Below are 18,900 nucleotides of genomic sequence, written 5' to 3'. Positions count from 1 at the left end.
AAGCGGTGGGCAGCGGGAAGGATCAGGCAGGGAGGCCACGGGCCAGGGGCGCCAGCAAAACCGGCCAAAGAGGGGTCGACGCACCCCGCGCCGCGCACCGTCAGGCTAGCGCCCGGCGGGAAGGGAGGACCGCGGCTTCCAACACGTGTGCGTACTGCCGGGTTACGACGCCACTGTCCGGCATGGGCGTGAAGCTTGAAGCAAGGGAATCCGGCTACCCGGCAGAAAAAAGCCTGCGATGCGCTCGCATCGCAGGCAAAACATCTGCACAGGTACAGAGGAGACAGGCGGCAGTCTAGCCAGCCCGTATGACCGTGCAATGACAGTGGAAGAAATGTGAAGGAAAAGGCGGAACGCGCGCGGCCAGAACAAGGTGATGGGAAGGGAGCACTGTCATCAAGCCGTCACATCAGCGACCTAATATAGGAACCCTAGTGCGGTACATGCAACCGATATGCATGATCGTACGGTGTGTTGGACGCCTGTCCAGCACACCCTCCCCTCGGAGGCATTCGCCTCATCCCGTCCCTGTAAAAAACAACCCTGCGTCTTACCAGACGCCGTCGATACGCGTGGCTTGCAGCTTGATGCGCGAGACTTCGCCATCGGCACCCTGCAGGGCCAGATCGTCCGGCATCGCCTTGGGCGGCTTGCGGAACCATTCCAGACAGAGTTGCGAGAGATTGGTCAGGGCTTTCTTGGCCATGAACTGCTGCAGCAGTTCGCGCGTGAGTTCCAGATTGGGGGCCAGGTGGAAGTCACCGGCTTGCGCCAGCCCTTGCACACTCTCGCGCATGCGCCCGAGGTCCTTCTGGAACATCTGGCGCGGCACCGGCAGCGGATGGCCGGCCGACGCCAGCAGTTCCTGGAACAGCGGCGCCATGAAGTCGATGGCATAGCCGTCGCACTGCACCCAGGCGTGGAACGCATCATGGGTGCTGGCCACGCTCTGGCCGTCGTCGGCCAGCGTGCCGAAGGACAAGGCGCCGCCACCGTCCTCGCGGATCAGATAGAAGGCGGCACCGGCGACCGGAAAGGCATTGCGCTTGTAGAACTTCTTGAGGATCTGCGCGGCGGTGACGCTGAAGAAGAAACTGGCGGCCGGGATATCGGCTTCCACGCTGTGCAGCACGGAATGGATGACGCGGAAGATGCGTTGGTAATCGGCCAGGGGAATCAATGGGCGCAGGGACTGCGCGGAGGAGGATGAGCTTTGCATGGGCGCTATTTTCTCATGGAAAAGAACGGGCAAGCCGCTAGGCCGCTTCACGCAAACGCCGCACTGCACGTCTGCGTCGCGTGACGCGCGCTTTGGAACAAAAGCGGCTGCACGACTTGCCGTTCCACCCTCAAGAGATATTTGCTGCTACTGCTGTACTGCCGTACTGCTACTACTGCCACTGCTACTACTGCCACTGCTACAACAACTGCGACTGCGACGACACCGACCACTGCAACTGCTACGACAACTGCAACCGCGCTACAAGCTTGGCTCATGCTCGCTGCTGCCTGCTGCTCACTGCTACTGCGGAAACTGCCGTATTGCCGTATTACCTTGTTGCAGGCACTACCCCTAGAACCTGCAACGCGACTGCTTCACTGCTTTACTGCTCCACTACTCCCCCACCTGCAACATCCCCACCTGCTACTTCCCCTCTTTACCGCTCCCCTCCAGATTCCCCTCAGGTATTCAGTCAGGCTTCTTCTGCTCCGGCATGAAGCAGGTGCAATCCACATCGTGATACTGGGCGCAATGCAGCAACGAAGGCCGGGTCAGACCATTGTTGAACATCGAGCGTTCATCCCGTTCCACGGCCGCGTAGCGCGTGGCGTTGGCCAGCGGCAGACGGTTCTCGGCCAGTTCATCGAGCGATACTTCCAGGCTGCCCCACTCGCGGTCGGTCCTCACGAAGAGGTACATCAACACAGTGCAGAACACCAGGTAACTGATGAACATCAGGGTGATTTCACCCGGTACGGATTCGGTGATGAAGTGCATGACTGGCTCCTGGCAAGATACTTCGGCGAGGTCTTGCGTGCCAATCGCGACTCCACTGTGATGCCGGGAGTCAAAAGCACAGACCGCGTTTCATTGGTTCCCATGGTAGTCATCCGGCCGGGCGTCGAACATCGGGGAATTCCTGCCCCCGCCACACCGCCTGATCCAGCTCAACAGTAGGCGGGCGCTGGGCTGGCGGGGCGCGAGAGGGATCTCGCAGGGGCAGCGGCGATCACGTGGCAGTCACGACGGAGTTACGTTCCCGCGCGAATCCTCGTCGCGACAACGATAGGTGCACCGGGGAAACATGCAAAAAAAGAAACCCGCCAGGCTTGCGCGTGGCGGGTTCAGGCTCGAATTGTCCAAGTCCAGGACGTCTGAGGAGACGCACCCACTGTAATGGCGCGCGGTGGCGGCGACAACGAAGCATTCGTCATGCGCTTATGCATTGCCGGAATATGCGCCGCAAGGCAGCGCCCGCCATCAAGGTGCCATCAATGCGGCATCAGCCCGGCTTGACCGGCATCCAGCGCTCCACCAGCCGGGTCCAGTAGGCCGCGCCGACGGGGATGTTGTCGTCGTTGAAATCGTAGCCGGCATTGTGCAGCATGGGCTTGCCCTGGCCATTGCCCACGCGCAGGAAACAACCCGGTCGCTGCTGCAGGAAGTAGGCGAAGTCTTCGCTGCCGGCAATCGGTCCGAAGGGGGCGATCACCTTCTCCGGCCCCACCAGTTCCTCGGCCACGCTGCGGGCGAAGTCGGTCTCGGCCTCGCTGTTGACCAGCACCGGATAGCCGCGCAGATACTCGATGCTGGCCTGCGCGCCATAGCTTTCGGCGTGGGTGCTGACCAGGGCGCGGATGCGTTGCTCCAGCAGCTCGCGCACTTCCGGCTTGAAGGAGCGCACGCTCAGTTCCATGGTGGCAAATTCGGGAATCACGTTGGATGCCTTGCCCGCATGCAGGCTGCCTACCGTGACCACGGCAGTTTCCATCGGATCGACATTGCGCGAGACGACGGTCTGCAAGGCCATCACCAGGCTGGCCGCGGCCACCACCGGATCGACCGACAGATGCGGGCGGGCCGCGTGGCTGCCCCGGCCGGTGATGCGGATCTTGACCGTATCGCAGGCCGCCATGAAGGGGCCGCTGCGGAACATGAAGGTGCCAGCCTCCACACCCGGATGATTGTGGATGCCGAACACGGCATCGCAGGGGAAGCGTTCGAACAGGCCATCAGCCAGCATCTTCTGCGCGCCGCTGTCGAAGCCGGCTTCTTCCGCCGGCTGGAAGATCAGGTTCAGGGTGCCGTCGAAATGACGGGTGCGCGCCAGGTGCTTGGCCGCGCCCAGCAGCATGGCGGTATGGCCGTCATGACCGCAGGCATGCATGGCGCCGGGCTTGACGCTGGCCCAGTCCAGACCGGTCTCTTCCTGGATCGGCAGGGCATCCATGTCGGCCCGCAGGCCGATGCTGCGCGTGCTGCTGCCTGCGCGCAGGGTGGCCACCAGGCCGTTGCCACCGATATGGCGGGTCACGGCATAGCCCCATTCCTGCAGGCGCTCGGCCACCAGTGCGGCGGTATCGACTTCCTGGAAAGACAGCTCGGGATGCTGGTGGATATGGCGGCGCAGGCCGGTGATTTCGTCGTGGAGGTCGTGCAGGTCGGCGACCTCGCACAGCTTGTGCGGATGGGGGTGATTCATGTCTTCTCCGGTGATGGGGCGCGTCGCGCCAGCACTTGCCGGCCCTGCTCGGCCAGGTCCCAGAAGAGACCCGCCATCAGTTGCAGCGACTCGCGCGACACGCTGGCCAGTATATGCTCGTTGGGCGCGTGCTGTGAGCAGGCCGGATAGGAGTGCGGCACCCACAGGGTCGGCAGGCCCAGGGTTTCGGAGAACACGTCATTGGGCAGCGAGCCGCCCAGGTTGGGCAGGAGCGTGGGCTGCTTGCCGCTGGTTTCCTGCATCGAGGCCAGGCCCCAGCGCACCCATTCGTCGTCCGGATCGAGCCGGGTGGCGGCGAACTGCACGCCCGAGAGCGTGACCTCGATGTCGTCATAGCCATGTTCGTCCAGATGGGCGCGGATGTGCTCGATGAAGTGCGCATCGTCGCTGCCGACCACGAAGCGGATCTGGCAATGCGCGCTGGCCTGACCGGGAATGGCATTGACCGGCGCCTCGGGATTGCCGGTCTTGAAAGCCAGCACTTCCAGCGTATTCCAGCCGAACACGCGCTCGGCCGGGGTCAGGTCGGGCTCGCCCCAGTCTTCGTCGATCTCGGGGTCGGTCGGTCCACCACCCAGCTTCACATCAGCCAGGGCCTTGCGCACGCTGGGCGGCAGCGAATCCGGCAACAGCGCCGGCACGCGGATGCAGCCGTGCTCGTCGACCAGGCAGGCAATCGCATTGGCCAGCCGCACGCCGGGGTTGCGCAACAATCCGCCCCAGTTGCCGGAGTGGTGGCCACCATCACGCAAATGGCACTTCAGGTCGAAGTTGCAGCCGCCGCGCGAACCCAGGAACATGGTCGGCGTGGGTGCATTCACGCGCGGCCCGTCGGAGGCGATGAAGAGGTCGGCCTTCAGGCGCTCGGCATATTGCTGGCAGACCGCGTTCAGTCCGAGAGAGCCGGTTTCCTCGCCCATTTCCAGGATCAGCTTGACGTTGTAGCCCAGCTTGCCGCCACGCACCTTCATGACCTCTTCCAGCGCGGCGAAGTTGATGGTGTGCTGGGCCTTGTTGTCGGCGATGCCGCGCCCATACCAGCGCTCACCCTCGACCACGATCTCCCACGGCGACAGGCCGCTGCGCCACTGCTTGTCGTAACCGCGCACCACGTCGCCATGGCCGTAGGTCAGCAGGGTGAAGGCGGCGCCCTCCTCCGTGCGCTCGGCGATCAGGAAGGGGCTGCCGCCGGGCAGCGGGTTGTCGATGATCTCGCAGCCAAAGCCCAGCGACTGCAGATAGGGCGTGATCTCCTGCTGCAGGTAGTCGTACAGGATGGGACGGCTGGCCGGTTCCTGGCTCTCGGTGCGAATGGCCACGCGGCGCTTGAGCGTGTCCATGAAACGGCCGTCGTCGAAGTAGGCTTCCACGCCGGCGATGGCTTGTGCTCTGCTCATGCTGCTGCTCCTCTGTAGGTGTGGTTGTGATCGCTGTGATCGTTGTGATTCGGGGGATACGTCCTCACGCCGCCGCAGCCAGGGCCGGGATGCCGAGTCCCGGTTCGGGCGTAAGCGCCGAGGCCAGCAGCATGCGGGTGTAGGGATGTTGCGGATCGCTGAAGATCTGCTCGCGGCTCTGCAGTTCGACGATGCAGCCCTGGTTCATCACCGCCACCCGGTCCACCAGATGCTCCACCACGCCCAGGTCATGGCTGATGAAGAGATAGGTGAGACCGAACTCGGCCTTCAGGTCCAGCAACAGGTTCAGAATCTGCGCCTGCACCGACACATCCAGGGCCGAGGTCGGCTCGTCGCAGATGAGGATGTCCGGCCGCAGGATCAGGGCGCGGGCAATCGCCACGCGCTGGCGCTGACCACCGGAGAGCTGGTTCGGATACTGGGCATGGGTGCGCTCGGGCATGCCGACCAGGTCGAGGATGTCCTTGACCTGGCGGGCGCGGTCGGCGGCCGTGCCGATGCCGTGCAGCTTGAGCGGCAGGCCGACGATCTCGCCCACGGTCTTGCGCGGGTTGAGCGAGGAATACGGGTCCTGGAAGATCGGCTGGATATGGCGCGCATGTTCCTTGCGCTGGGTCGGATCGACTTCCTGGCCGTTGATGAGCACATTGCCCGAGGTCGGTGCCAGCAGGCCCAGCAGCATCTTGGCCAGAGTGCTCTTGCCACAGCCGGACTCACCGACCAGGCCCAGGGTCTCGCCGCGATACAGCCGCAGCGAGACATCGTTGACCGCTTTCAGTTGGCCTGGCGGCTGGAACAGACCGCGCTTCAAGGGATAGACCTTGGACAGCGCGCACAGCTCCAGAGCGATGTCGCCCAACGGGGCCGACGGCAGGGGACGATGGTCATTCATGCTGCCACCTCCATGGCGGACGCGATTGAAACGGGAACATCAAGCTTGTGACAGCGCGCCGCGTGCGGTGCGGCCGCACTGCCCTGCTGCACCATGGGCGGATCGGTCTCGCAGACGCTGTCGGCCAGCGCGCAGCGATTGCGGAAGGCGCAGCCACTGACCTGACCGACCAGGCTGGGCACCACGCCGGGAATGGCCTGCAGGCGGCTACCCGGCGGCGTCTTGCCGCGTACCGGGATGCAATTGAGCAGACCGCGCGTATAGGGATGACGCGGCTGCGCAAACAGCGAGCCGACGTCGGTGGTCTCCACCACCTGACCGGCATACATCACCGCCACCCGGTCAGCGATGCGCGAGACCACGCCCAGGTCGTGAGTGATGAAGATGACGGCCGTGCCGAACTCCTGCTGCAGCTCGCGGATCATGCGCAGGATCTGCGCCTGGATGGTCACATCCAGTGCCGTGGTCGGCTCGTCGGCGATGATCAGATCGGGATTGCACATCAGCGACATGGCGATCATCACCCGCTGCCGCAGGCCGCCGGAGAGCTGGTGCGGATACTGGCGCAGCCGATCCTCGGCATTGGTGATGCCGGTGCGATGCAACAGGTACAGGGCGCGCTCGCGGGCCTCGGCGCGGGTGACGCCGGGCTGCTGCAGCATGGCCTCGCAGAGCTGGTTGCCCAGCGTGTAGGCGGGGTTCAGCGAGGTCATCGGCTCCTGGAAGATCATGGACATGCGCTTGCCGCGCAATTGCCGCAACTGTTTCTCGCTCATGCCGTTGAGGTCCATGCCATCGAAGCGGATGTGGTCGGCGCTGCACTGCGCCTTGCGCGGCAGCAGCCCCATCAGGGCCAACGAGGTCATGGACTTGCCACAGCCCGATTCGCCGACCAGGCACAGCATCTCGCCCCGGCGCACCTGGAAATCGATGCCGCGCACGGCGTGCAGCGTACCGCGCTCGGTGGGCAAGTCCACCTTCAGATTCTTCACGTCCAGCAATACGCTCATGGTGTGCTCCCGGTGGGGTTCAGTTACGGCCGTCGGGCGCGTTGACATCGCGCATGCCATCGCCGACCAGGTTGATGGCCAGCACCAGCAGTGCCAGCGCCACGCCCGGGATGACGATCACCCACGGCTTGAAGAACATGTAGGTCTTGCCCTCGGCCACCATCAGGCCCCAGGACGGCGTCGGCGGTTGTACGCCCAGGCCGAGGAAGGACAGCGTGGCCTCCAGCAGGATGGCGTGGGCCATTTCCAGCGTGACCACCACGATCAGCGCGCCCATGATGTTGGGCAGGATTTCGCGCAGCAGGATGTAGGGCGTGGAGGCGCCGATGGCCTTGGCGGCGGCGATGAATTCGGCGTCCCGCAGTTGCTGCGTGGCCGAGCGCGTGACCACGGCGAAACGATCCCACAGCAGCAGCCCCAGCAGCAGGATCACCACCTTCAGCGAACCGCCCACCAGCGAGGCCATCGCCAGCGCCACCAACACCACCGGCATGGCCAGACGGGTAGTGATGAGGTAGCTGATGAAGGCATCGGTACGACCACCGAAGTAACCGGCCAGCACCCCCAGGGTGGTACCGATCAGGCCCGAGATGAGGGCGGCGGCGATGCCGATGGTCAGCGACACGCGGGCGCCGTAGATCAGGCGCGAGAGATAGTCGCGGCCCAGCTTGTCGGTGCCGAGGATGTGTTCCCAACTGCCCTGGGCCTGCCATACCGGCGGGATCAGGCGCGCCGTCACATCCTGGTCGAAGGGATCGTGCGGCGCCAGCAGGGGCGCGAAGATCGCCGCCAGCACGATCACGGCCAGGATGGCGGTACCCAGCATCAGGCCACGATGGCCGAGCAGGCGACGCAGCTTGCGGCGCCAGGCCGGCAGCGGCGGCAATGCCGCCTGCAGCAGGGGCGTGGACGAGGTGGATGGCGTGGATGGCGTGGAAGGCATGGTGACGGTGGTACTGGAAGTGGCGGTCATGTCGGCTCCCATGGGCTCAACGAGTACGGATGCGCGGATCGAGCAGCGCATTGATGACATCGGCCAGGAAGGTCAGGCCGATGTAGAACATGGCGATGATCAGCACCACCGCCTGCACCACTGGATAGTCATTGCGGGAGATGGCGTCCCAGGCCAGCTGACCCAGGCCCTGCATGGAATAGACCGACTCGATCACCACCGAGCCACCCAGCATGAAGCCCAGTTCCACCGCCGCCAGCGCCACCACCGGGATGACCGCATTGCGCAGCGCATGCTTGAACACCACCCGCGACTTGGACAGGCCCTTGGCGCGGGCGGTGCGGATGTAGTCCGAACCCAGCAATTCCAGCATGCCCGAGCGCGTCAGGCGCATCATCGCCGGCATGGCGTAGTAACCCAGCGCCACCGCCGGCAGGACGAAGTGCTGCCAGCTCTCGTTGCCGGCCACCGGCAGCCAGTGCAGCGTGACGGCAAAGATCAGGATCAGTGTCAGCCCGAACCAGAAGCTGGGCATGGCCTGCCCGACCACGGCAATCATCAGCGCCACGCGATCCAGCCAGGTATCGCGATAGATGGCCGCCAGCACGCCCAGCGGAATGGCGGTGAGAATGGCCAGCAGCAAGGCACTGCCACCCAGCTTGAAGGTGATCGGCAGGCGTTCGGCGATCATCTCCATGACCTGCCCCTGGAAGTAGAAGGACTTGCCGAAGTCCAGCTGCACCGCACGACCCAGCCAGTCCGCATATTGCGTGGTGAGCGGACGGTCCAGACCGAACTGGGTGCGTACCGATTCGACCTGGGCGGCCGTGGCCTCCGGCCCGGCGATGGAGACCGCCAGGTCACCCGACATGTGCAGCAGGGAAAAACTGACGACGGACACCGTCAGCGCGACGCACAGGGCGATGGCCAGGCGGCGCAGGATGTAGATCAACATGGCGACCCTTCCTTGAAGAATATTGCGTGATTCATCCAACACCCATCACCTACCGTTCGGACTGAGCAGGCCCCAGGGGCCGTAGAAGGCGCTCAGGACGAACGGTAACCCGGACTGCCAGACTTACTTCCAGGAAGCCTCGTAGAAGCGCGGCAGCTCGTCCGGGTAACCCTGGAAATTGAGCTGCGCGTCGTAGGCGTAGAAGGTCGAATAGGAGAACATCGGCGCCACGTAGGCCTGCTTGGAAATCAGTTCCTGGGCCTTGGTGTAGTTGGCCTTGCGCACTGCCGGATCGATCGAGGTATCGGCCGTCTGCAGGTACTGCTGCAGTTGCGGGTCCTTGGTGATGTCATCGGCGCCTCCCTTGAAGTAGACACCGGCGAAGGCCGAGGTATCGTTCATCGAGAACGAGCCCCAGGAGTAGAAGCTCATTGGCGTCTTGCCGCTGCGGTATTCGGTCTGCAGGGCGGCAAACTTCATGTAGTGCAGGCGGGCGCGGATGCCGACCTTGCGCAGGTCACCGATGATGGCCTCGGCCACTTCGCGTTCGCGATAGGCATAGATGTCGGTATCGAAGCCGTTCGGGTAGCCGGCCGCGGCCAGCAGTTCCTTGGCCTTGGTGGGGTTGTAGTCAAACTTGATGGCGGCATTGCTGTCGCAACCGAACTGGGTGCGGAAGCAGGCCGTATAGACCGGCTGGCTGCCGCCGCGCATCAGGTTCTCGGCATAGCCCTTGCGATTGATCGCATGGTTGACCGCCTGGCGCACGCGCACATCCTTGAACGGCGAATTGGGGGCCGAGGTACCGGTGGTGTCGAGGGTGATGAAACCGACCCGCATGGTCTCACCGCTCTGCACCGCCAGCTTGGGATTGGTCTTGAGCGAATCGGCCTGGTCCGGCGGCACGCGCCAGATCCAGTCGATGGCGCCGGTCATCAGTTGGGCGGCGCGGGTTTCCGGATCGGGGATCACCACGAACTTGATGTTGCCGATCGAAGGCTGGCCCTGCGGACTGTCCTTGAAATAATTGGTGTTCTTGACCAGGGTCACACCCTGCCCCGGGGTCACACTGGTGACCTTGTAGGGGCCGGTGCCGATGGGCGCCTTGGAAAAGCCTTCCAGGCCGACCTTCTTGAAATAGGCGCCGGGATAGATCGGCAGCGGGCCGGCCAGGTATTCCAGCGCTGCCGGGAAGGGTCCCTTCAGGTTGATGCGCACCTTGTAGTCGCCCAGCTTGTCGACGCTCTTGATCCAGTCGGTGTTCTGGCGCGTGACGGCCTTGGATTCGGGCGAGACCGCATAGTTGAAGGTGAACACCACATCATCGGCGCCGAACTTGTCACCGTTCTGGAATTGCACGCCCTGGCGCAGGTCCAGCACCAGGGCCGTGGGCGACTCCCACTTCCAGGCGGTGGCCAGTTGCGGCTTGTATTCGTTGGTCTTGGGATCGCGATAGACCAGCGTGTCCCAGATCAGGTGGGCCAGGATCACGCCTTCACGCATGTTGTTGTGATACTGGCTGATGTTTTCGACTTCGCTGTCGGAGGCATAGACCAGGGTGTCGTTGGCCTTGTTGGCATGGGCCGCAAAGGCCGTCATGGCGCCTGCCACCAACACTGCACATCGTGACCAGCCCAGCATGGATTTCTGTAGTGCGTTCATTCCGGCCCCTTCATTCGAATAAGAGAATTGTGAAAAAACAGCGACGTCGAAGGGCATACTAGGCTAGGATTTATCGATGCCACAATCATCAAATTTCTATGCCTGCGTTCGCAAACCAGCAACGCATAATTTGTGCACCACAATGTACACACCCCTGCCAAAGCCGCATCGCTACTGGGCCGGGGCCCTTGGCGCAGGTGCAGCATCGGCGTGCGGACGAAGGACGAAGGCCTTGCACCAAAGGCGTGAGGCGCGCACCAAATAAAGCAGTCTCCCTTGCTGCAAGCCGGCGCGAAAAGAAGGTCAGCATTGGTCAGGAATCGGGATTGATCCGAGCTGACCGCATCCAACGAGGTCAATGATGAAATCGCAGCATCTGCAAGACACCGCCCTGCGTTACTTCCTGGAAGTCGTTCGCTGCGGCTCCATCAGCGAGGCGTCGCAACGGCTCAACGTGGCCAGCTCGGCCATCAGCCGCCAGATCAGCAGCCTGGAGGAAATCCTGGACACGGTGCTGTTCGAACGGCGGCCACGCGGCATGGTGCTCTCGGCCGGCGGTGAGATGCTGGCCGCGCATGCGCGCAAGATGGCGCTGGAGGCCGACCGCGTGGTGGCCGACCTGCAAGCCCTGAAGGGCTTGCGCAGCGGGCGGGTCCGGTTGTCGGCCTCGGAGGGGTTCGCCATCGACTTCCTGCCGCGCGTGATCAACGCCTTCCAGAAGAAGTATCCGGGCTTCGTGTTCCAGTTGTTCGTGGGCGCGCCGGCCGTGGTCTCGCGCCAGGTGCGCGAAGGCAATGCGGACATCGGGCTGACCTTTGCGCGCCTGCCCGAACCGGAAATCAAGGTGGTGCACCGGCAGCCGGGACCGATCGGCCTGGTGATGCGCAACGACCATCCACTGGCGCGTTTCCGTCATCTCTCGCTGGGGCAGCTGAAGCCTTACCCGATGGCCCTGCCCGACCCCACCACGACGCTGCGCCAGCTCTTCGACATCGCCTGCAGCCGGCAACAGGTGGCCATCGAACCGGTGATGACCAGCAACTACATCCAGGCCCTGCACAACTACGTGCTGGACAACGATGCGCTCTCCATCACCGGCGACGTCACCGTGCGCTACCGCATCGCGCGCGGGGAACTGACCATGCGCCCCATCCGCGACTGTCCTGCCGATGGGCGCTTCGTCGAGGTGCAGACGCTCGCCGGCCGGACCCTGCCGCGCAGTGTGGAAATCTTCCTGGACTACCTGGTGGCCGAGCTGAGCAAGGATCTGTGAGCGCCTGCCCTCTGCAGCCCGGCCAACGAAGACCCGCTCCCCGGCGCCGCTCAAAGACCCGTAAACGCTATGCGGCCGCTACGAGAGCGGCCGCATAGGGACTTCAGGGTTTCAGCGTGTCAGCGCATCCACGGACGGATCAGAAGCGCCAGCGCGCCTTGACCGACGCCGACTGGTTGATAAAGCCGCTGCGGCCTTCGGCATCGTAGCGCAAAGCGATGTCCGTCATCTTCGGCAGCTTGAAGCCATAGCTCACACCCGCCTTCAACAGCCACGGCGAGTGCGACGGTCCTGGCGTGGTGAAGGCCTGGCCCGGTGCACCCGCATAGGTGGCCACCAGTTCGTCACGGCCGTTGATGACATCGTAACTGACCCCCATGTGGCCGCTGATCTGCGACGACGGCGTCAGCACGTAGTTCAGCCGCGCACCGGTGCCGAGCAACAGCGCTTCGCTGCTCTTGCCCTGTACCGACAGGTTCAGGTCCCCGGCTCCCCTCTCGGTGTAGGACGGGCTCTGCAGACGGGTGTAGTCGATCTGCAGGGAAGGCACCAGACTCATCACTTCAGTCAAGGGCAGAGTGAATGAAGCGCTGGTCCCCAGATGCGCATCCCAGCTGTGGAAGCGGCTGGTGGCGGTGCGGTGCAGGCTACCGAACCGCATCTCGCGCGACAGCCGGTTGCCGTTGCGACCCAGATCCGCCTGCCAGGTCAGCGATAGCTCGCCCAGCGGGGCAGTACCGTAGAGGGCCACCACGTTGGACTCGAGACGGCTGCGGCTGCCGGTACCGGTGAGGGCGGTATTGCCGTTGGCCTTGGTGCTGGCATAGGCGTAAGAGAGGCCGATGCGTCCGTTGCCCAGGGCCATCTCGGCGCCGGTCGCCATGCCCCAGGTACTGGCGCTGAAGCCGGATTCACCGTTGCGGTCACCCTGGTTGGTGCGCGACTCGAAGGGCATGAGCCAGACCTGGCGATCACTGCCAGTCTCACCCGACGACACCCCGCTGCCCACACCTGCGCCGCCGACGCTGCCGACCTCGGCGCGGGCTGCGATGACGCGATTCACCGACGCCATGGAGCCACGAATGGCACCGGAGCCGACATTGCTGGGCAAGGTCTGGCTGGCGGCGCGTTGCACGCTGGCAGCATCCGGCAGCCGCCTTTGCCTCCGCCGCCTTTTCTTCATCCGTCTTAGTTTCAGGCATGATAGTTTCCGGAGGGGTAGATTGTGCGTCGGCTGCCGGCGCTGGCGCCATCGCTGATGGCACCGGAGAGCGTCATGTTGTAGGCCTGGGTGTCGATATTGCCTGTGCCGCTGAGGCTGAGCGCATTGGCCAGCGCGAGCCCATCGGCAGCAGCGCGCAGCGTGGTGCCATCCGACATGGACAGCGATCCGCTGCCCAGCGCGGTGTTGGACCCCACGCCCAGCGTGCCGCCCTGCAACAGGGTGCCGCCGGAATAGCGGTTATCTCCCGTCAGCGTCAGGCTGCCTGCGCCGGTCTTGACCAGCACACCCACATAGTCGGCATCGGTCTTCTTGGCGACATGGTTGAGATAGGCGCTCTGTGCCTCGTAGGCATCCAGCGGCCCCCTGGCCAGCTTCACGGACGGCTCGGCTGCCAGCAGCGTGGCGATGACCTTGTCGGTGGTCGGGTTTTCGCCGGTCTTCATGAGGGTCATGATGGTCGAGGCGAGGGTGTCACCACTGACGGCCTCGGCGGCGGCCGTGTAGGCGTCCAGAAGCTCATCGCTCGAATCCGCCTTGACCTTGACCTCCAGCTGGCGCAAGGTCTGCACCCGCTTCAGGGAGACGTCATAGGATGACTTCACCTGTTCGCCGATACGCTTCAGGGGTTCGCGCGAGGCCTCCTGCACGGCTGCCTGCAACGTTGCCACCGGGATGGCGCGCCAGTCCGCCAGCTTCTGTCGTTCTTCGCTCTTGCGTTGCACCAGCGCCGCTTCTGAGATGTTGTTGCTCCAGGTATCTTCGGCGCCGGCAGGAAGATGCGCATTGAACCGGCCCAGCAACTGCGCCGGACCGTTCAGGGCCTTGCCCAGGTCGGGGATGCCCCAACCGAAGACCTCGTTGGGCGCATCCGCTGCTCCCTTGCCCAGGTGCTTGGCGGTAGTGAGCAGGATGGTGCGGATGGCCTGGTTGTCCAGGGTGGGATAGCGTTCCATCAGCAGGCCGAGCGCGCCGGTCACATGGGGCGCGGCCATCGAGGTGCCGTTCTCGCTGTCGTAGGCAGTGTCGGATTTCGCCCCCAGACTGTTGATTGCCGCCCCCGGGGCCGACACGCACCAGTACTTGGCCAGTCCGCAGCGATTGCTGAAGCTGGGCTGCACCAGTTCCTTGGTCAAGGCAGTGACCGTCAGCCAGTTCTGCTCCAGGTCCGGCTGGAAGTACGGCAGCGCCGAACGCACGTTGACGTTGTCGCGTCCGCTGTTACCGGCCGCCCAGACATGTAGCACGTTGGTCTCGCGCGCCACATCGGCGGCGGCTTGCAACCAGGATTTCTTGTCGCTGCCCATCACGCGCAGATGGGCGGCATAGACGCCGGCGACGGTGTTGACGTCGTCGCGTGCATCCGGGTTGCCCCAGCTACTGTTGATGACCCGCACACCGGCGTCGGCCAGGTTGCCGTAGGCCGCCCTGAAGTAGTTGTAGTCCATGTTGATGCCATACACGGAGGCATCGGTGCCGTTGCTGTTGGTGATGTGGTAGTCGCTCTCGAAGGCCACGCCCATCATGCCCACGCCGTTCCTGGCGGCGGCAATGCTGCCCGACACATGGCTGCCATGATTGTCGTTGCGCGACGACTTGGCACCGGTCGTGTTGAAGGCATCGCCGGCTCTCCAGGCTTGTCGTCCACCGGACATCTGGAAGCCATCGTTGGCGTAGATGCCGCTCACGATCAAGGCCTTGACATTGCGTTTGGCGAACTCCTGGTGGGTCAGCGAGAGGCCGGAGTCCACGGCTCCCAGCTTGATGCCACGGCCACTCAAGCCCGCTGCATAGGCCTGCTGCGCATTCATGGCGCCCAGGCCCCAGTCGCTCTTGAACTCGTCGGCGGCGGCCCAGCTGGCCGCAGCTGCGTCGCGGTCGTTGCTGCGCGTTGCGTCGTAGTGGACGAAGCTCTGTGCGCTGGCCGGCAGCACCAGTGCCGGGGCCAGCGTCATCAGCACGGCGCAGTACAGTTGATGTCTGCGGAAGATGGGCGCGGCTGCACGCGCACGGGCTCTGCCCGCGTTTTTCTTGATATTCATTCCCTGCCCTGAGGTATTTTTTTGATCGAGACTCACTCGCCGCAGAAGGCCGCGACGGCTGTCCTTGTTATGTGATGGGTCTGGTGGCCAGGTGGCCAGGTGGCTGGCGAGCAGGCGGCGGCGACCGGCAGCCGACGGCATCGGGCCTGTCGGTCCAGGCGACATGCCGCGGCGCCTTTGATAGGACGCATCCCTCTCTCATGGAGTCTCCCTGACGTCCTGATTTCTGGTTTTCCGGGAACGCGATATGCAGCGGCCCGATGGTTTTTTGGGAGGGGATTGTCCGGTTGTGATCCGATTCTTAATATTGTCCGATGGTGCAGGGCGGACGATGTGCCGGGCTTGCGCCAGCGCTGAAAAGCTGCCGAAGAGCGACACCGCGACTGTCATGCATGACGTCGCGTCTATTTCCAGGGTCGATGCTCAGAACAATAAAAAGTGAAGTGTTGTGCAGAGGAAGAACAGCGGACGCACATGCCCGCCGGCACACAAGGAAGGAAGGTGAAGAAGTGCGCAGAAGTTCTGCAGAAATGGAAAGGACGGCGGCGCGGTGAGGGAGAAATGCAGCGGAGACAGGGGCTGCGAGGGACTGCGAGGGGCTGCGAGGGGCTGCGAGGGGCTGCGAGGGACTGCGAGGGACTGCGAGGGAAAGGGGACGAGGCCACCGCGCCCCGTCCCCCTACCGCGCAGGATCAGTGCGCGGGATCAGCTTTCGGCCTCTCCCCAGCCCAGTCCCAGGGCTTTCTGGATGCCGACGAAACTGCGCGTCAGGTTGGCCTCGGCCTGCAGCAGGTTCTGCTGGGCGCTGATCTGCTGGCGCGTGGTATCGAGCACCTCGATCAAGGTGCCGGTGCCGGCCTGGTAGCGCTGCCTGGCCAACTCCAGCGCGCGGTCGGCGGAGGCCTTGCTGCGCGCCAGGGTGGCTACCGTGATGCGGCCGTAGCGGAAGCGCGAGAGCGAATCCTCGGCGTCGCGCAGGGCTTCCAGCACGGCCTGGCGATACTTCATCTCGGCTTCGTCACGCACCTGCTCGGCTTGCGTGACGCGTGCCTTGGCACGGCCGAAGTCGAGGAAATTCCAGCTCAGCATCGGCGCGCCCAGGGCCACGAAATCATCCAGCCGGGTCAGATCGGAGGGATGGGTACCGCCCAGGCCGATCACGCCGAAGAGTTTCAGGCTGGGATAGCGCGCGGCCTCGGCCTGGCCGATCTTGGCGGTGTCCGCGGCCAGGGTGCGTTCGGCGGCGCGCACGTCGGGACGCCGCCGCAGCAGCGCGACCGGATCGCCGACAGCGACCTGCTGCGGTGGCAGCGGCAAGGGTGAGGCCGCGTTCAGTTCGGCATCCAGCGTGCCGGGTTCCTGCCCCAGCAAGGTGGCCAGCTGGTTGAGGTAGGCCTCGCGTTCGGCCTGCAGCGGCAAGAGCTCGGCGCGGGTGGCGTCGAGCTGGTTCTGCACGCGGATCTGGTCCAGCGAGGACGCGGTGCCGCGCTGCACGCGCTGGCCGGTCAGGGCGAGCATGTCCTGCTGGGCCTGTACCGATTGTTCGCCCAGGGCCAAGCGCTGCTGGCGGTCGCGCAGGTTGATGTAGGCGTTGACCACTTCGGCGGTGAGGCTGACCTGGACATCGGCCAGCGAGGCTTCGGCGGCCTGCGCGCTGGCACCGGCAGCCTGGATGGCACGACGATGGGCGCCGAAGAGGTCGGCCTCCCAGCTGGCGTCCACGCCCAGGTTGTAGAGATTCACGCTGGAGGCGGACGAACCGCCGGAGCTGGAACCGCCGGTCAGCGCACCCAGGTTGGCCGGCGGCAGACGCGCGTGCGCCGCCAGTGCGGAGGCGCCGACGCTGGGGGCGGCGTTGGCCTGTTCCAGGTCGAGATTGGCACGCGATTGCTGCAGCCGGGCGCGAGCGCTACCGAGGCTGGGATTGGCTTGCAGGGCTTGCTGCACGAGCCGGTTGAGCTGGGCGTCGTTGAGCGCTTCCCACCAGCGGTTCAGCGGTACGGTGGCATTGGCGAGATCGCCGGCGCGCACGAACTGCCCGCTGCGCTGGGCCTGCGGCGCGGCCTCGGGTGGGCCGGCGTATTCCGGCCCGAGGGCGCAGCCGGCCAGGAGGGCGGCAGCGGCCAGGGTGACCAGGCGTACGGGAGTAAAGAGAGGGAGAGTCTTGTCCATGTTCATCATCAATGAGAAGCCACCGGCGCGGCATGGGTGGGCAAGGGGCGCAGGAACAGCACCAGCGGCGTGACGCAGAGGATGGCCACGCCCAGCATCCAGAACAGGTCGGCATAGGTCATGGTCAGCGCCTGGGCCTGGATGGTGGAGCCCAGCAACTGGATGGCGGCATCCTGGCCGCCCAGCAGCTGGGCCTGCGCGCCGATGCCGGACTGCACGAGATCGGAGTTGGCAGAAAGGCTTTCTTCCAGGCGGCGGCTGTGCAGCCACAGGCGCTGGTCCTGGATCACCGCGATGGCGGCCAGGGCCAGCGAGCCGCCCAGGTTGCGCGCCGCGCTGTAGAGACCGGAAGCGTCGCCGGCCTGCGAGGCCGGTACCGAGCGGATCGCCGCCTGGTTCAGGAACAGCATGGCCAGCACGGTACCGACACCGCGCATCAGTTGCGAGGCCACGAAGGAACCGCCATAGGACAGCGGGCTGAGATCGGTCTCGATGAAGGCCGACGCCGCCAGCAGCAGGAAGCCGGTACCGACGGCGATGCGGATATCGACCAGCCGCATCAGCAGCGGCGTGAAGGGCATCATCAGGATCATCGGCACGCCCGAGAGCAGCACGATCCAGCCCGACTGCAGCGAGTTGTAGCCGGCAATCCCGGAGAGGAACTGCGGGATCACATAGGCCGTGCCGTAGAGCGCCACGCCGACGATCATGGCCATCATCACCACCGAGCCGAACTGGCGGTCCCGCAGCAGACGCAACTGGATCACCGGGTGACGCGAGCGGATCTGGCCGATGGCCAGCAGGAGGAAGCCCAGTAGCGAGGTGGCCGCCAGCCAGCGGATGTCGGGCGAGGAAAACCACTGCTCGCGCTCGCCCTCTTCCAGCACCACCGTCAGGCCACCCAGGCCCAACGCCAGGCCGGCGATGCCGAACCAGTCGGCCTGAGCCAGTTGCTCGAAGCGGGGACGCTCATAGGGAATCGCCACCAGCAGCAGCGTGATCAGCGCCGCGCCCACCGGCAGGTTGATGAAGAAGGCGTAGTGCCAGCTGACGTTCTCGGTCAGCCAGCCGCCCATCACCGGCCCCAGCACCGGGCCGAGGATGGCGGTGGCGCCGAACATGGCATTGCCCACCGGCTGCTGGGAGCGTGGCAGGCGGGTGGCGATGATGGTCATGGCGGTGGGGATCAGCGCGCCGCCGGTGAAGCCCTGCCCTACCCGCCCGACGATCATCATCGGTAGCGTCGTGGACAGGCCGCACAGCACCGAGAACAGGGTGAAGAGACTGGCCGCCGTCAACAGCAGCACGCGCAGGCCAAGCAGGCGTTCCAGCCAGGCCGACATGGGGATGATGACGATCTCGGCCACCAGGTAGGCGGTGGCGATCCAGGTGCCTTCGGTCCCGGAGGCGCCGATCTCGCCCTGGATGGTGGGCAGCGAAGAGTTGACGATGGAGATGTCCAGCGTGGCCATGAGCGCGCCCAGGGTGCCGGCGGCCACGGCCAGCCAGGCGCCGGCGTCGGCCTTCTCCGGGTTGGCGCCATGGCCCGCATTGGCCTTCACCGCAGGGGTGGAGGC

The 18,900-nt window shown here is 64.8% G+C and carries 14 protein-coding genes; 1 reads left to right on the top strand and 13 read right to left on the bottom strand.

Features of this window, described 5'->3' with window-relative positions; translation table 11 throughout:
* Positions 1–550: 550 nt before the first annotated feature.
* The 9 genes from BTM36_RS11845 to BTM36_RS11805 all read right to left on the bottom strand — a co-directional run bounded on the left by BTM36_RS11845 (position 551) and on the right by BTM36_RS11805 (position 10,614).
* Positions 551–1,219 (bottom strand): DUF2026 family protein, encoded by a 669-nt coding sequence (locus BTM36_RS11845; protein ID WP_077236423.1) that lies wholly within the window; start codon positions 1,217–1,219, stop codon positions 551–553.
* Between the two features lie 471 nt (positions 1,220–1,690).
* The gene (locus tag BTM36_RS11840; RefSeq protein ID WP_077236422.1) at positions 1,691–1,999 is read right to left on the bottom strand and encodes a hypothetical protein; all 309 of its coding nucleotides are present in this window, start codon (positions 1,997–1,999) and stop codon (positions 1,691–1,693) included.
* A gap of 505 nt (positions 2,000–2,504) precedes the next feature.
* Positions 2,505–3,704, bottom strand: a complete 1,200-nt coding sequence (locus tag BTM36_RS11835) for a M20 aminoacylase family protein (RefSeq protein WP_077236421.1) — start codon at positions 3,702–3,704, stop codon at positions 2,505–2,507.
* Complete coding sequence (locus tag BTM36_RS11830; RefSeq protein WP_077236420.1) at positions 3,701–5,122, bottom strand: M20 family metallopeptidase; 1,422 nt, start codon at positions 5,120–5,122, stop codon at positions 3,701–3,703. Before BTM36_RS11830 ends, BTM36_RS11835 begins: the two co-directional genes overlap by 4 nt.
* Before the next feature lie 64 nt (positions 5,123–5,186).
* Complete coding sequence (locus tag BTM36_RS11825) at positions 5,187–6,035, bottom strand: ATP-binding cassette domain-containing protein (RefSeq protein ID WP_077236419.1); 849 nt, start codon at positions 6,033–6,035, stop codon at positions 5,187–5,189.
* Complete coding sequence (locus BTM36_RS11820; RefSeq protein ID WP_077236418.1) at positions 6,032–7,045, bottom strand: ABC transporter ATP-binding protein; 1,014 nt, start codon at positions 7,043–7,045, stop codon at positions 6,032–6,034. Before BTM36_RS11820 ends, BTM36_RS11825 begins: the two co-directional genes overlap by 4 nt.
* A 19-nt stretch (positions 7,046–7,064) precedes the next feature.
* A complete protein-coding gene (locus BTM36_RS11815; protein WP_077236469.1) occupies positions 7,065–8,018 on the bottom strand; it encodes an ABC transporter permease in 954 nt (317 codons plus the stop codon).
* Positions 8,019–8,034: 16 nt separating this feature from the next.
* The gene (locus BTM36_RS11810; protein ID WP_077236417.1) at positions 8,035–8,952 is read right to left on the bottom strand and encodes an ABC transporter permease; all 918 of its coding nucleotides are present in this window, start codon (positions 8,950–8,952) and stop codon (positions 8,035–8,037) included.
* A 123-nt stretch (positions 8,953–9,075) separates the two neighbouring features.
* Positions 9,076–10,614 carry an ABC transporter substrate-binding protein gene (locus BTM36_RS11805; RefSeq protein WP_077236416.1) on the bottom strand — a complete coding sequence of 513 codons (1,539 nt, stop codon included), beginning with the start codon at positions 10,612–10,614 and terminating at the stop codon, positions 9,076–9,078.
* Positions 10,615–10,975: 361 nt separating this feature from the next.
* Between BTM36_RS11805 and BTM36_RS11800 the strand changes: the two genes are divergently transcribed.
* Entirely contained in the window at positions 10,976–11,887 is a 912-nt protein-coding gene (locus BTM36_RS11800; protein WP_006464243.1) for a LysR family transcriptional regulator, read from the top strand.
* A 139-nt stretch (positions 11,888–12,026) separates the two neighbouring features.
* On the opposite strand, the gene BTM36_RS28990 is transcribed toward BTM36_RS11800, so the two are convergent.
* The 4 genes from BTM36_RS28990 to BTM36_RS11780 form a co-directional block, all read right to left on the bottom strand.
* On the bottom strand, positions 12,027–13,022 hold the full coding sequence (locus tag BTM36_RS28990; protein ID WP_254426985.1) for an autotransporter domain-containing protein: 996 nt from the start codon (positions 13,020–13,022) through the stop codon (positions 12,027–12,029).
* A 59-nt stretch (positions 13,023–13,081) separates the two neighbouring features.
* On the bottom strand, positions 13,082–15,151 hold the full coding sequence (locus tag BTM36_RS11790; RefSeq protein ID WP_254426984.1) for a S8 family serine peptidase: 2,070 nt from the start codon (positions 15,149–15,151) through the stop codon (positions 13,082–13,084).
* A 705-nt stretch (positions 15,152–15,856) separates the two neighbouring features.
* A complete protein-coding gene (locus BTM36_RS11785; RefSeq protein WP_077236413.1) occupies positions 15,857–17,332 on the bottom strand; it encodes an efflux transporter outer membrane subunit in 1,476 nt (491 codons plus the stop codon).
* Positions 17,332–18,885, bottom strand: a complete 1,554-nt coding sequence (locus tag BTM36_RS11780) for an MDR family MFS transporter (protein ID WP_139347137.1) — start codon at positions 18,883–18,885, stop codon at positions 17,332–17,334. Before BTM36_RS11780 ends, BTM36_RS11785 begins: the two co-directional genes overlap by 1 nt.
* Positions 18,886–18,900 lie beyond the last annotated feature (15 nt).

The sequence above is a fragment of the Herbaspirillum sp. VT-16-41 genome, from assembly GCF_001994935.1.
Classification (GTDB): domain Bacteria; phylum Pseudomonadota; class Gammaproteobacteria; order Burkholderiales; family Burkholderiaceae_D; genus Herbaspirillum; species Herbaspirillum frisingense.
The sequence above is the reverse complement of the archived record's forward strand: the minus strand, read 5'-3'. Positions and strand labels throughout refer to the sequence as shown.

What these genes read in the sequence shown, in the direction of transcription:
- BTM36_RS11845 (WP_077236423.1), bottom strand. Translation starts at nt 1,219, where the DNA reads ATGCAAAGCTCATCCTCCTCCGCGCAGTCCCTGCGCCCATTGATTCCC.
- BTM36_RS11840 (WP_077236422.1), bottom strand. Translation starts at nt 1,999, where the DNA reads ATGCACTTCATCACCGAATCCGTACCGGGTGAAATCACCCTGATGTTC.
- BTM36_RS11835 (WP_077236421.1), bottom strand. Translation starts at nt 3,704, where the DNA reads ATGAATCACCCCCATCCGCACAAGCTGTGCGAGGTCGCCGACCTGCAC.
- BTM36_RS11830 (WP_077236420.1), bottom strand. Translation starts at nt 5,122, where the DNA reads ATGAGCAGAGCACAAGCCATCGCCGGCGTGGAAGCCTACTTCGACGAC.
- BTM36_RS11825 (WP_077236419.1), bottom strand. Translation starts at nt 6,035, where the DNA reads ATGAATGACCATCGTCCCCTGCCGTCGGCCCCGTTGGGCGACATCGCT.
- BTM36_RS11820 (WP_077236418.1), bottom strand. Translation starts at nt 7,045, where the DNA reads ATGAGCGTATTGCTGGACGTGAAGAATCTGAAGGTGGACTTGCCCACC.
- BTM36_RS11815 (WP_077236469.1), bottom strand. Translation starts at nt 8,018, where the DNA reads ATGACCGCCACTTCCAGTACCACCGTCACCATGCCTTCCACGCCATCC.
- BTM36_RS11810 (WP_077236417.1), bottom strand. Translation starts at nt 8,952, where the DNA reads ATGTTGATCTACATCCTGCGCCGCCTGGCCATCGCCCTGTGCGTCGCG.
- BTM36_RS11805 (WP_077236416.1), bottom strand. Translation starts at nt 10,614, where the DNA reads ATGAACGCACTACAGAAATCCATGCTGGGCTGGTCACGATGTGCAGTG.
- BTM36_RS11800 (WP_006464243.1), top strand. Translation starts at nt 10,976, where the DNA reads ATGAAATCGCAGCATCTGCAAGACACCGCCCTGCGTTACTTCCTGGAA.
- BTM36_RS11790 (WP_254426984.1), bottom strand. Translation starts at nt 15,151, where the DNA reads ATGAATATCAAGAAAAACGCGGGCAGAGCCCGTGCGCGTGCAGCCGCG.
- BTM36_RS11785 (WP_077236413.1), bottom strand. Translation starts at nt 17,332, where the DNA reads ATGATGAACATGGACAAGACTCTCCCTCTCTTTACTCCCGTACGCCTG.